Here is a 13,387-nt window from a genome sequence, read left to right on the forward strand (position 1 = left end):
CCTCCCGTCATGATGGCTCCGCTCTGTCGAGGGGAGCCGCTTCGAAGCGCCTTGGATCATGCGAGGACGGGCATTTCCGGGACGACCCTCAAGCTGCCGTGAGGATCTCGTCCGCAGGCCCGAAGAACTCGTAATGGATGCGGTTCGACCGGACCCCGGCCAAGGCGAGGCCACTGACGAATGCCCGCAGGAACGGCCGCGGGCCGCATAGATAGTAACCCGCCTCGTCCAGGGGCGTGTTCGCCCGCAGCCAATCCACCGTGATCAGGCCTTCGTGATCGTAATCCACACCACGCCGATCCTCCGCTCGCGGCTCGACGTAGAAGGTCGTCGACCGGATGTTGGCATGGGCCTCCGCGAGCGACCGCACGTGGTCGTGCATGGCATGGGTAGAGCCGTCCAGCGTGCCGTGCACATAATGGACGCACTTATTAGGATATCGGTCCGCGATGGTTTCCAGCATGCTGATCATCGGCGTCAGTCCGACACCGCCGCTCAGCAGGACGACAGGCCGCGGCGACTCCTCGTTGAGAAAGAACTCGCCCGCCGGCGGCGCGACCTTGAGTACCTGCCCCACTTCGGTGTGCTCATGCAACCATCCGGATGCGATTCCCTGCGGCTCCAGTTTGACCGAAATACGGTAGGTCTCGTCGTTCGGGGCGCTCGAGATGCTGTAATTGCGCTTGAGCGGATGTTGGCCCGGGATGTCGAGCCAGAAGGTGAGATACTGACCCGGCTGGTGACGCAGGATCGGCTTGCCGTCCTCCGGACGCAGCAGGAAGGAGGTGATGACTTCGCTCTCCCTCTGCATGGCCTCGATCCGAAAATTGCGCCAGCCGTTCCATCCTCCGGGCCTCGATGCAAGACTGCTGTAGATCGTCGTCTCCCGCCCGATCAGGACATGGGCCAGGAACCAGTAGGCCTCGCCCCAGGCTGCCAGGATCTCGTCGGTCGCGGCATCCCCGAGCACATCCTTGATCGCTCCGAGCAGCGCCTCGGCCACATAGGGATAGTGCTCCGGAAGGATGTGAAGTCCGACATGCTTCTGCGCGATGCGCTCGACGGCCGGCGCGAGGGCGCTCAGATTATCGATATTCTGCGCATAGGCGAGGATCGCACTTGCAAGCGCCTTGGGCTGCGATCCGGTCTCACCATGATGAGACTGGTTGAAGAGATCCCGGATGGCCTCGTTCTGGAACATGCGCTCGTACATGCGCAACGTGATCGCCAGTCCGTGCTCTTGGAGCACCGGCACGGTCGCCTTCACCAGATGAATGCTCATATCGCTTAATGTGCTTGTCATAATATCACCTTCGTTGCTGAAAAAATCATGGGCCACCTGATCGTCGCGTCAGAGCGGCCGCCAAGGCTCGGAAAATGCGGCCTCGGGGAGTGATCGCCGAGAACGTCGATGCGGGCAGAAGACGGCGATGAATCGAGATCGTTACCTCGATGGCCCCAAGGGGCACACCTCCTTGCGGACCGGGCAGTGGATGACGAGGATGGCGCGAAAAGGGCAACGACCGCTTTGAGGCGGGATCGGCTCGGTCGCGGGATTGGTGCCGCTCTGCGTCGTCTCCGACGTACAGGCCAGTCGGCTCGAAGGCAAAGCTCACGGATTCATGGACGGATACGCCATCACCCACAGGGATGAGTCTTGTATGATCTGACATCGTCAAACCCGGCTGGTGCCGGCACAAAGCTACGTTGCATTTCGCTGTCGAATGGGCGTTACCGCAGGTGCTCTCGACACTCCACTCCGGAAAATCCCTTAAGGAATCGATTCTGCGGGTCATGTTCGCTGCAGCGGGCTTTGCAGTCGAGGCTCCCGTCCTCTGACGGTCGAGCCGAGCCTTTCCAAAGAACGAAGTCCTTTGCAGCAGTCCCTTCAACGGCCAAGCCGGTATTGACGGCACCATCAATGACGCCGCCCTCACGCGCGATGCGGCGCAGGGATGCAAATGCCTGAAGTTCGAGTGCCAGCCGGGCACACGCTTCCTTCGAACACACGGAGCGTGTTCGAAGGCTCGCGAGCGCGCTTGCCGATGAGCGACTGTGCAGGGGCAAGGTCCAATCTCGTGCCCTCGCGGGCGCTGGCTCGGACGCAATCCATGACCCGTGTAAGGCAATGGTGCGGGTCACCGCGCGCAGAGACTGCTGTCATCGCATTGCGCCAGTCGCATCTGCGATGCATGCGTCAGCAACGAAGAATATGACCAGTGGGAAACTTGAGATGCTCGTTGAACCCGTTGGTTCAACCGCACTTTCCCGTTCGACCATCGGAGCAACCGGACCCTGATCCAGGTCCAAGAGAACCAGCGTGGGACGAGCGAGTTTCGATCACAAAATTTAAGGCGGTTCATCAATTTTGTTGATCATGATTTGTAGCCTATCTCTTTAGGGCGCAACAGCATTTTGACAAGCTATTCGAACGAATAGGTCGCTGTCCGGCAAACTGGATGTATGATCCCCGCGTCAGGAGTTTAATCTCCCGTCAGAGGAAGATCACGTAGGGGGGAGAGAATGCGAAGTCCCTCTCGGTAACGCGGTCTTTCGTCGTGTCGGACGACGAAGACATGCGTTGCGATTTCACCGTTTTGGCAGAAGCCCCAGCGATCGAAGCACCTCGATTCTGTCCGGGCAGCCGATTTGCGCGCCATCAGCAGATGGAACGCGTCGGCCCGTTATCGCCGTGAGCCCGGCAAACCCGCAGCGCTCGAACCACGTCGAACGTGCTGCGGCAACAAGACGAAAGACCCTGAAGCATGTCGGGGCGAGCCCGTTCAACCGAGGATGAATCATGAAAGACCATTCGGGATCAGAAGGAATCAGCCGCCGACACCTTTTGTCGATGATCGGCATGACGGCCGGCACCGCGGCGATGTATCAGGCTATGACGAGCCTCGGATTTGCGGCCGAGTCCGGATACAAGGGACCGATCAAGCTCGATGGCGACCCGAAGGGAGCCTCGGTCCTCATCCTGGGAGCAGGGCTCGCAGGTCTGACCGCGGCGCTCGAACTCCGCCAAGCCGGCTACAAGGTGCAGGTCCTTGAATTCAACAATCGCGCCGGCGGCCGAAACTGGACGCTGCGCGGGGGCGATTCCTTCACCGAGCTCAGCGGCGTCACTCAGAAATGCGAATTCGACCAGGGGATGTATATCAATCCCGGGCCATGGCGCATCCCGTATCACCACCACGGCTTGCTCGATTACTGCAGGCGGCTCGGCGTGGCGCTCGAGCCGTTCCAGCAACTCAACCATAACGCCTTTCTTCACTCCACGAAGGCGTTCGGCGGCAAGCCCCAGCGTATTCGGGATATCAAGATCGATTTCCAAGGCCACGTCTCCGAGCTCCTGGCCAAAGTGACCCAACAAGGCAAGCTCGAAGGCGCCGTCTCGAAGGAGGATCAGGAAGTCCTGCTTCAGGCCCTGAAATCCTGGGGAGCGCTCGACAAGGATTATGCGTACAAAGCCGGCGATCTGACATCGGAGTTTCGCGGCTATCTGAAGGATCCGGGAGGCGGCCTGAGCGCTCGTCCCCGCAACAGCGATCCGATCGCATTCAGCGACGTTCTGAACTCCCGTCTGTGGCGTTCGCTCGCGAACTTCTCGCTCTATGAGTTCCAAACGACCATGTTCCAGCCCGTCGGTGGCATGGACATGATCAGCAAGGCCTTCGTGAAGCAGGTCGGTGAGCTCATCCGCTATAATTCGAAGGTGAAGGAGATCCGTCAGGACGAGACCGGTGTGACGGTCACTTATGAAGATACGACCAATCCTGGCAGCACCTTGCAGGCGAAAGCCGATTGGTGCGTCTGCACCATCCCGTTGACGGTCTTGAGCCAGATCGACATGAATGTGGGCGCACCCATGCAGGCTGCGATCGCAGCGGTACCATACGCCTCTTCGGTGAAGGTCGGCCTGCAGTTCAAGCGCCGTTTCTGGGAGGAGGATGAGGCCATCTACGGCGGCATCAGCTATACGGACCTTCCCATTTCTCAGATCTCATACCCGAGCACGGGATTTAACCAGGGCGGGAAAGGCGTGCTCCTCGGCGCCTATACCTGGAACGGCCCGAACTCCTATGAGTTCACGGCGATGTCGCCGGAGCAGCGCATCAAGCGCGCCGTCGAATTCGGCGCACAGATCCATCCTCAGTATCGGCAGGACTTCGAGACCGGCATTTCCGTCGCGTGGCACAGGGTGCCGTTCACGCTCGGCTGCGCAGGCGACTGGACCGAGGAAGCGCGAAAGGAGCACTACGACAACCTCTGCCAGATCGACGGGCGCATCGTGCTCGCAGGTGAGCATGCCTCGTACATTCCGGCCTGGCAGGAGGGTGCAATCCTGTCATCTCTCGACGCTATCGAGAGATTGCACAAGCGCGTTCTCGCAAGCTGATCGAAACGCTTTCCGTTCCAAATCAATTGAAGAGCTTGATCATGATCACCACCACGAAGCGGATCAGAGTTGTCTTCGCAGGGGCGCTGTTCGCAGGATCACTCGCCGCAGCGAACGCAGAGAATGCGAGCCTGCCCTCGGCAGAGCCGACGCTCAGCCCTACCCGGGTCTTCGCCGAGAAAACCGGGGAGGCGCTCTACAACAACGTGTGCCAAGCCTGCCACATGGCAGGTGGCAAAGGCGCGAAGGGAGCAGGAATCTATCCTGCTCTTGCGAACAATCCGAAGCTCGAAGCGGCAGGATATCCCCTCACGGTCGTTCTCCATGGCCTCAGAGGCATGCCGCCCGTCGGTAAAATGATGAGCGATGAACAGGTTGCCGAGGTGGTCAACTACGTGCGGACGCATTTCGGCAATGCATACGAAGACGCAGTCGCGGCCGAAGATGTGGCTGCGGCCCGGCAATAACGGGCTCTTTTGCGCTCTCGCGTTCTACGGCATCGGGTGTGGAACCGACCCCACATCCGATGCAGCAAGTCTATGGTCTTGTGCATCTTTTCACGCGAAATCGGTCCCCACTTTCGTGTTCGATGCTCTAGATGCTTTAATGGAGTCAATTCATGATATGCCGACTTATAGCCGCGACATCTCTTGCGGCATTCCTCGCACTGGCCGGGCCTGCTTCCGCGCAGGATGTCATTCGTCATAAGATTCCGAACTCGGATTTCCCGATCGCCCAGGCGGTCGAGATCCCGGCCGGCAAGACCACGGTCTATGTCAGCGGAGCCGTTCCGACGGTGGCCGATCCGGCGGCCGAGAAGAATACGCTGGCCGCCTATGGCGACACGAAGACCCAGACCGAATCCGTCCTCCGCTCCATCGAGAAGACCTTGAGCGGGCTGGGGCTCAAGATGGGCGACGTGGTCAAGATGCAGGTGTTCCTCGTGGGCGATCCCGCCAAGGGCGGCAAGATGGATTTCGCCGGTTTCATGGAAGGCTACAAGCAATTCTATGGGACGGCGGATCAGCCGAACCTGCCGACGCGGTCCGTGTTCCAGGTGGCGGGGCTCGCCAGCCCCGGCTTCCTGGTCGAAATCGAGGTCACAGCCGTCCGTCCCTGAGGCGAGCGGCAAGCCTTGGCGGTCCGGGAATGAACTCTTCTCCCGGACCGTCGCTAGAGCATCGGACGTGAAAAGTGGACCCACTTTTGGGATCCAATCCGATGCTCCCTTCGTAGATGAGCGCATCGTTTGTGCGGGAAACCGGGGCCACTTTTCCGCACGGTGCGCTAAAGCTCGGTTCGAGCGGATCGAACCTGACCACAGAGGCTAATCAGGCTGAGAGAGCCGTTCGTAGCGTCCTTATTCGCCGCCTCTCGTCGTACCACCGGCGAGGCGCTCGACGAAGAAGACTTCATCATGGGTCGCAACGTACAGGTCACCCTCGACCGTGACCCAGCCGCGGAACATGCCATCCGTGTTGTAAGGCGCCGCGATATTGCCCGCCGCATCGATCGCCACGAGGCCGGCGCCGATCTTGTAGGGCGCCAGATCCTCCATGACGACCTTGTCGGCGGCCTTTTTCAGCGTCTCGCCGAGATAGCGCATTCGGCTGGCGATCTCGTGACCGACCACATGCCGGATGAAGTATTCCCCTTTTCCCGTACCTGAGACCGCGCAGGCGCCGTCCCGCGCGTAGGTTCCCGCTCCGATGATCGGGGAATCCCCGACCCGCCCGACCGGCTTGTTGGTGAAGCCGCCCGTAGACGTGGCCGCGGCGAGATGTCCGGCGGCATCAAGTGCGACAGCGCCCACCGTGCCATGCTTTTCCGCTTCGCTGGCGCTCAACGAGGTCCCCGCCTGCTCATGCGCCTTCATGGAAGCGAGAGCCTCACGGCGGCGTTCGGTGGTGAAGTAGTGCGGATCGACGATGTCCAGCCCCTGATCCTGCGCGAAAGAATCCGCAGCGCTTCCCGTCAGAAGAACGCTCTCTCCACGCTCCATCAGCGCGCGGGCCGCTTTGACAGGATTGCGAATGCGCCGGGCCGCACAGACCGCCCCAGCTCCCAGGGTCGCCCCATCCATCACAGCGGCATCGAGCTCGTGCTCACCATTCGTGTTGAGAGCCGCCCCATGCCCCGCATTGAAATGAGGCGAATCCTCCATGACGACGACCGCAGCCGCGACGGCATCGAGGGCGCCTGCTCCGGCGACGAGCTTCGCCCAGCCCATTCTTAGGGCCTGGGCCAGATCGGCGCGTGCTGCGCTCCACTCTGCTTCGGTCAGGTTGAGCTTCGCCATGACGCCGCAGCCGCCATGAATGGCAATCGCGAAGTGGGCCATCGTTTTTTCCTCCGTCAATGTGTCTTGGTCAGTAAGATCGGTGTTCAGGTAAACTGGACTCATAACCTCTCATCGGCCCGCGCTTTTCCCGATCCACAGACGTCTACGATCGGCAATTCAGGCCTCGTCAGTCCTGATCAATGAGTGCGGAGAATGCCTGCCGGACACGTCTCCAAAGCGGACCGGGGCGGCCATCGCCGACAGGAGCGTTGTCCAGCCGCGTCATCGGCGCGATCTCCTTTGTGGTGCTGGTGATCCAGATCTCGTCGGCGGAGCGCAGCTCTTCGAGAGAGACGTCGCGCTCCTCGACGCTCAGGCCCAGGTTCCTGGCAAGACTGATCGCAACCTGGCGATTGATGCCGTTGAGAATCCGATGGTCCGCCTTCGGCGTGGCGATATCACCATCGCGGACGATGAAGACATTGCTGGAGGCGCATTCCGTCACCAGGCCATCACGATACATGATGGTCTCAAGGGCTCCATTCTCCTTGGCATGCTGTGCAGCCAGGACCGACGGCAGGAGGGCGATCGCCTTGATGTCGCAACGCTGCCACCGGATATCGGGAATTGTCGTTGCCAGAAAACCCTGCTCCATTTCCCGTTCCGACAAGCGCTTCAAGGGACTTGCAAAGGCCAGGAAGCTTGCGGCCGCATCTGTGGGGAAAGTATGGGTCCGCCCCGCGGCGGCGCCACGCGTTACCTGCAGGTAGACCGTCCCGGTCTCGGAAGGGAGATCGTCCACGAGGCGTCTGAAGACGCCGGTCAGCTCTTCCCTCGATATATCAAGGCCGATCCGGATCTCGCGCAGGCTCCGCCCGAGGCGCGTGAGATGTTCGTCGAGCTGGAACAGGCGGCGGTCGTAGAATGCAACAACTTCATAGACGCCATCGGCGAAAAGGAATCCCCTGTCGAGCGGAGAGACCTTCACGTCCGCGAGGGGCATGTAAGTGCCGTTCCAGTAAGCTAAGGTCATCGTTGTTTCCGCTAGCGGCCTGATGAGAGGCTCGAACGGGAGCGGCGCGACGGGAAGCGTCGCGCCGCATGCGTTCAGGCGTTCTCTTTCGCGAATCGTGCTACGTCGGCATGTGTGGCGAACCACACATCGGCGCGGCTCTTCATATGAGCGATCAGCTCCTCGAGAATGAAGATCCGTGAGCGATAGGTAATGACGTGCGGATGCATGGTCAGCAGGAACAACCCACCGTCTTCATAGGCCCGGTCGAACTCGCGGCGGAAGATGTCGAGCACGGCAGTCGGCGGCGTATAAGGGCGCAGTGCCGAGTGGCGGTTCATGTTGAAGTAAACGGCATCATCGCGAATCCATTCCACTGGAAGTTCGACAATGCCCGTCGGCTCCCCGTCTTCGAGGATTTCATAAGGATCGTCGTCCGCCATGAGGGAGGAGTCGTAAAGAAGCCCCAGTTCGCGCTCGATCTTCAAGGTGACCTGCGAGAAATCCCAGGAGGGTGTCCGCATGCCGACCGGCCGCACGCCCGTGACCTTTTCGAGCGTATCGGCCGCCCGGAAATGAAGATCGCGCTCGGCCTCCGGAGGCACCTTGGTATTGAGCTCATGAATCCAGCCATGGAGGCCGATCTCATGCCCCTCTTGGACGACCCGGCGCTGCTCATCGGGATGAAGCAGTGCGGAAACCGCCGGCACGAAGAATGTCGCCGGGACGCCGGTGCGAGACAGAAGGTTCAGAATGCGAGGAATCCCGACGCGATTGCCGTACTCGCCAGTAGACATGCGTCCGATCGACTCGCCGCCATCGCGGAGCTCGTTCGTCTCATGATCGCTGTCGAAAGAGAGAGCGACCGCGCACCGGGCGCCATTCTTCCACGATTGAGGCTTCAGAGAGCGGCCGGCACGGACTTTGTTGACTTTCCCTTGCCAGACGTCGTCCGGCCATTGCCACGGTTCCATCAGATCCTCCATCCGAAATACGGGATAACAATCGAAACTACGCGAGGTGACAGGCTGCAGCGCGATCGGCCGCGAGTGGGACCAGATGCGGGCGCTCGCTCCGGCACCGATCGACGCTCAACGGACAGCGTGCATGGAAATGACAGCCGGGCGGCGGCGACATCGGAGAAGGCAGTTCGCCTTCGATCGGATTGAACTGCACATCGACATTATCGTCGATGACGAGCTTCGGCACGCTGTCGAGCAACGCCCTCGTATAGGGATGCCGGGGATCATTGTAGATCTGCTGGGTCGGCCCCTGCTCGACGATGCGGCCAAGATACATGATCGCGACCCGGTCGCACAAATGCCGGACAACCCCGAGATCGTGCGAAATGAAGAGGAGCGTAAGATTGAGCTCCCGGCGCAGCTTGAGGAAGAGATTGATGATCTGCGCCTGAATCGAAACGTCGAGAGAGGCAACCGGTTCGTCGCAGACGAGAACCTCCGGCTTCATCGCCAGGGCCCGCGCAATGGCGATGCGCTGGCGCTGCCCTCCGGAGAACTGGTGTGGATAGCGTGTCGCATAATCGGGATCGAGCCCGACGGTGGTCAGCCAGTGCCTCACGTACTCCGAAGCCTCTGCCTTCGTGACCAGACCGTGAGCGACCGGCCCTTCGGCAAGAGCGTCGCCGATACGCATTCGAGGATCCAGCGAAGCGAAGGGGTCCTGAAATACCATCTGAACCCGTGTCGTCGTTTTCTGCGGGCGTCCGCCTGCCGACATGACCGGCTTCCCGTCCAGGCGAATCTGCCCTTCCGTGGGCGGCATGATGCCCGCGATGATGCGGCCGAGTGTCGACTTTCCACAGCCCGACTCGCCGACCAGGCCGACGGCTTCGCCCTTTTTCAGGACGAGATCGATCCCGTCGACGGCACGCACGGTACGGCTCTCGGTAGCACTCCCAAGTACGGCCGCAATCCGGTCGCTGAGCGTGAGTTGCGGCGCAAAACGCTTGCTGATGCCCGAAACGGATAGAAACGGTTCCATGATCAGACCTCCGCGCTCAGCGGGTAATGGCATCGGTATTCTCTCTGGCCATTCGTGAGGGGCGGCAATTCGCGCGTGCAGGGTTCTCCGGCACGAGGGCAGCGCGGAGCGAAAGCGCAGCCCGGCGGCAGCTTCAAGATGGACGGCGTGGAGCCCGGGATCGAACTGAGTTCTTGTCCCGGCTCTGCAAGAGTAGGCAGAGATTCGATCAATCCGCGCGTATAAGGATGTCGCGGAGAGCGGAGTACGGCAGCTGTCGGACCACTCTCGACGACCCGCCCGGCATACATGACCGCGATGCGGCTGGCGAGCGATGACACGGTCGCGAGATCATGGCTGATCCATATCAGGCTGGTATCGCTCTCGCTCACGAGCGCCTTCATTTCCGCCAGGATCTGAGCTTGAATCGACACATCTAGTGCCGTCGTCGGCTCGTCCGCGATGATCAGGGCGGGGCGGTGCAGAAGCGCAACCGCGATGGCCACACGCTGTCTCATGCCGCCGGAGAATTGATGGGGATAGGCTTCAAGTCGGCTCGCGGGATCCGGAATGCCGACCTTCGTGAGGACTTCGATGGAGCGGTCGCGGGCAGCCCGGCTCGAAATCCGCTCATGAGCCTCCAGCGCGAGCCGCATTTGCGTCCCGATCTTCAAGACCGGATTGAGCGTCATCATCGGGTCCTGGAAGACCATCGAGATGTGCCGTCCGCGAATCTTACGAAGTTCGGAGGAAGGAAGCCCGACGAGTTCACGCCCTTCGAGCTTGACGCTTCCGCCGACGACCCGCCCCGGTGCCTCGATCAGGCCGATGAGCGAAAAGCCCGTTACGCTCTTTCCGGATCCGGACTCTCCCACCAGGCCAAGCACTTCGCCGCGGTTCAGGGTGAAGGAGACTCCGTCGACGGCTTTGGCCACTCCGGCCTTCGTGGCGAAATGCGTCTTCAGGTCTCGAACTTCGAGGAGGGGTGCGCTCATCTCTTGAGCCTCGGGTTGAGCTGATCGCGGATTTGGTCGCCGACCAGGTTGATCGCGAAAATGAGAATGATGAGTGCAATTCCCGGATAGATCGAAATCCAGTATCGGCCGGACAGCATGTACTGAAATCCGTTGGCGATCAGCATTCCGAGAGACGGCTCCGTGGGGGGAAGCCCGACGCCCAGGAACGACAGCGTCGCTTCGAGTGAGATGGCGCTGGCGATCTGCACCGTGGCAACGACGATCAGGGGCGGCATGGAGTTCGGCAGGATGTGGCGCAGCACGACCTTGTACGCGGGCAGAGGTGTGGAGAGAGCGGCCTCCACGTAGTCCTTGTGACGCTCGGCCGAGGCCGCGCCATGGGCCGTGCGGGCGAAGTAGGCATATTGAGCCGCGACGAGCGCAATGATGAGCTGGCCCTTCCCCTGCCCCAGCAGGGCTGCGATCACGAAGGACAGCAGAATGGCCGGGAAGGAGAGCTGGAGATCGATCACTCTCATGATGAGGGCTTCGATCCGGCCGCCGAGATAGGCGGCCGTCGCTCCGACCGTTGCCCCGAGCGCAAAGGCAACCGCCCCCGCGACGAGGCCCATTTGCAGGGAGATGCGCAATCCATAAAGAATGGCCGACAGGAGATCCCTCCCCTGAGCATCCGTCCCCAGGAGGTGCACGAAACCGGCCGTGCCGACGTACCCCGGAGGGCGCCGCGCATCGCGCAGGGCCAGGCTCGACAGGTCATAAGGGTCCTGCGGTGCGATCAGAGGCGCCAGAAGCGCAAGACCGATCATCACGACGACAATGACGAGCCCGGCGACCGCGACCGGACTTTCGCGGAAATCGGCAAAGAAGCGGGCTACGGGAGAATCGCGATTGATCATGCCCGCCTCCTACGCAGTCGTGGGTCGAGCGCAGCATAAGAGAGATCCACGACGAGATTGATTGTGATGAAAAAGAAGGCGACGAGCACCAGATACGCCACCATGACGGGTCGGTCGAGCATGGTAATCGAGTCGATGATCAGCTTGCCGAGCCCCGGCCACGAGAAGATTGTCTCGGTCACGACCGCGAAGGCGAGCGTCGAACCGAACTCAAGGCCGAAGACGGTAATGATCGGGATGGAGATGAGACGCAGCACATGCCGGAGCAGCACGGTTCTCTCCCCCAAGCCCGCCGCACGGGCGAACTTGATGGTGTCGGTGAGCATCACCTCCCGGGTTCCGGCACGCGCCAGCCGGATCATCAGTGCGAACTTGAACAGCGCAAGATTGATGGCCGGCAGAATGAGATGGGCCAGGCCGTCGCCGGTGAGGAAACTCCACTCGATGCCGAAGAGCGACGAGGTCTCCCCGCGTCCGCCGGCCGGCAACCAGCCGAGCTGCACCGCGAAAGTGAAGATGAGCACCAGCCCGATCCAGAAGGTCGGCACGGAGAATCCCAAGATCGAAAGCGCCATGATCGCCTTCGATATCCGGCTTTCCGGCCGGTATCCGGCATACATGCCGACGGGCACTCCGATCAGTGCAGCACCCAGAACGGCCGTCACGGCGAGTTCAAGGGTGGCTGGAAGCCGCGACAGGATCAGGTCGGCGACGGGCATGTTGTAGACCAGCGACTGCCCGAGCTCGCCGTGCAGGGCCCGTCCGAGAAACGAGAAGTACTGCTCCCACAGCGGACGGTCGAGACCATACTGCGCGATCGCAGCCGCACGAATATCCTGGGTCGCGTCCGGCGAGATCAGGACATCGATCGGATTACCGATGGCAAAGACGCCAACGAAAACGAGCCCCGACATCGCCAGCATGACGACGAGCGCCTGCGCCAATCTTTGGATGAGAAATCCTAGCATGAATTCGTCCTGTCACCGCGGCTTCAGGGCCAATTCGACGCGATAAGGCCGCGCGTTTCCTCGACGGCGACCTTCCAGATCGCCATCATGTCTTCATCCGGCCGCTGATAAAGGCCGTGATAATTTCCATCTCCCAGAAGAGCACGCTTCTCGGTCGGGTTCGACATGCCGAGGCGCGTGAAATCGACCGATGGCTTGCGCTCCGCCGGCATGACGACATCGGCAAGCCGGGTCCAAGGGAAGTTTTCCATCCACGAGGCATGCGAAGCCGCCGGGTCGATCTCCATGACCGTGGACCACACGCGCGGCGCACGCCACCAATCGTGGAATTTCACACGCGCATCGCGGCGCCGGTCCATCCATTCGGAGATAAAGCTCGTCACGGGCGTGTTGCCGCCATGGCCGTTCACGATGACGATGCGGCGAAAGCCTCCACGGTAAAGGCTTTCGAGAATATCCTCCATCACGGAAAGGTAGCTCGACATCCGCAACGAGATCGTTCCGGGATAGTCGAGGAAACCCGTTGCAAGCCCATATGGCAGGACAGGGAATACCGGAACGCCGAGCGGCTCAGCCGCCTCGGTCGCGACCCGCTCGGCGAGGATCATATCGACGCAAAGGCTGAGATACGCGTGCTGCTCGACACTGCCGATCGGAAGGACGCAACAGTCATCGTCGCGTACGCGCGCCTCGACCTGCATCCAGTTCATGTCTGCAATCTTCATGCCCCCTCCGATGTAGCTGGCTCGCTCAAGGGCCTGCTTCGAGGCGGATTTGTCCTGAGCGTAGATATCAATATCGTTTTATATGAAACTTTAATTAAAGAATTAACTAGGCATTGACAACTGTCAAGTTTCATATCGAACTA

At 60.9% G+C, this 13,387-nt stretch carries 12 protein-coding genes; 3 read left to right on the forward strand and 9 right to left on the reverse strand.

Annotated elements, in window-relative coordinates; genetic code table 11:
- Positions 1-88: 88 nt before the first annotated feature.
- Positions 89-1,303, reverse strand: coding sequence for an NO-inducible flavohemoprotein (hmpA, locus tag AB8841_RS07180; protein ID WP_370435102.1), 1,215 nt, complete (start codon positions 1,301-1,303; stop codon positions 89-91).
- Positions 1,304-2,800: 1,497 nt separating this feature from the next.
- Between hmpA and AB8841_RS07185 the strand changes: the two genes are divergently transcribed.
- The 3 genes from AB8841_RS07185 to AB8841_RS07195 all read left to right on the forward strand — a co-directional run bounded on the left by AB8841_RS07185 (position 2,801) and on the right by AB8841_RS07195 (position 5,522).
- Complete coding sequence (locus AB8841_RS07185; protein WP_370435103.1) at positions 2,801-4,402, forward strand: NAD(P)/FAD-dependent oxidoreductase; 1,602 nt, start codon at positions 2,801-2,803, stop codon at positions 4,400-4,402.
- 41 nt (positions 4,403-4,443) lie between these two features.
- Entirely contained in the window at positions 4,444-4,869 is a 426-nt protein-coding gene (locus AB8841_RS07190; RefSeq protein WP_370435104.1) for a cytochrome c, read from the forward strand.
- A gap of 152 nt (positions 4,870-5,021) precedes the next feature.
- A complete protein-coding gene (locus tag AB8841_RS07195) occupies positions 5,022-5,522 on the forward strand; it encodes a RidA family protein (RefSeq protein WP_370435105.1) in 501 nt (166 codons plus the stop codon).
- Between the two features lie 240 nt (positions 5,523-5,762).
- Here AB8841_RS07195 and AB8841_RS07200 read toward each other — a convergent pair whose 3' ends face one another.
- The 8 genes from AB8841_RS07200 to AB8841_RS07235 all read right to left on the reverse strand — a co-directional run bounded on the left by AB8841_RS07200 (position 5,763) and on the right by AB8841_RS07235 (position 13,244).
- Positions 5,763-6,743 carry an isoaspartyl peptidase/L-asparaginase family protein gene (locus tag AB8841_RS07200; protein WP_370435106.1) on the reverse strand — a complete coding sequence of 327 codons (981 nt, stop codon included), beginning with the start codon at positions 6,741-6,743 and terminating at the stop codon, positions 5,763-5,765.
- Between the two features lie 127 nt (positions 6,744-6,870).
- Positions 6,871-7,716, reverse strand: a complete 846-nt coding sequence (gene dat / locus AB8841_RS07205) for a D-amino-acid transaminase (protein WP_370435107.1) — start codon at positions 7,714-7,716, stop codon at positions 6,871-6,873.
- Between the two features lie 74 nt (positions 7,717-7,790).
- The gene (locus AB8841_RS07210) at positions 7,791-8,669 is read right to left on the reverse strand and encodes a polysaccharide deacetylase (protein WP_370435108.1); all 879 of its coding nucleotides are present in this window, start codon (positions 8,667-8,669) and stop codon (positions 7,791-7,793) included.
- A 37-nt stretch (positions 8,670-8,706) separates the two neighbouring features.
- Positions 8,707-9,699 (reverse strand): ABC transporter ATP-binding protein, encoded by a 993-nt coding sequence (locus AB8841_RS07215; RefSeq protein WP_370435109.1) that lies wholly within the window; start codon positions 9,697-9,699, stop codon positions 8,707-8,709.
- Between the two features lie 2 nt (positions 9,700-9,701).
- The gene (locus AB8841_RS07220) at positions 9,702-10,673 is read right to left on the reverse strand and encodes an ABC transporter ATP-binding protein (RefSeq protein WP_370435110.1); all 972 of its coding nucleotides are present in this window, start codon (positions 10,671-10,673) and stop codon (positions 9,702-9,704) included.
- Complete coding sequence (locus tag AB8841_RS07225) at positions 10,670-11,551, reverse strand: ABC transporter permease (RefSeq protein WP_370435111.1); 882 nt, start codon at positions 11,549-11,551, stop codon at positions 10,670-10,672. Before AB8841_RS07225 ends, AB8841_RS07220 begins: the two co-directional genes overlap by 4 nt.
- Complete coding sequence (locus tag AB8841_RS07230) at positions 11,548-12,519, reverse strand: ABC transporter permease (RefSeq protein WP_370435112.1); 972 nt, start codon at positions 12,517-12,519, stop codon at positions 11,548-11,550. The genes AB8841_RS07225 and AB8841_RS07230 overlap by 4 nt, the downstream gene beginning before the upstream one ends.
- Positions 12,520-12,542: 23 nt before the next feature.
- On the reverse strand, positions 12,543-13,244 hold the full coding sequence (locus AB8841_RS07235; protein ID WP_370435113.1) for a creatininase family protein: 702 nt from the start codon (positions 13,242-13,244) through the stop codon (positions 12,543-12,545).
- Positions 13,245-13,387: the final 143 nt, after the last annotated feature.

It is taken from the genome of Microvirga sp. TS319 (assembly GCF_041276405.1).
Lineage (GTDB): Bacteria > Pseudomonadota > Alphaproteobacteria > Rhizobiales > Beijerinckiaceae > Microvirga.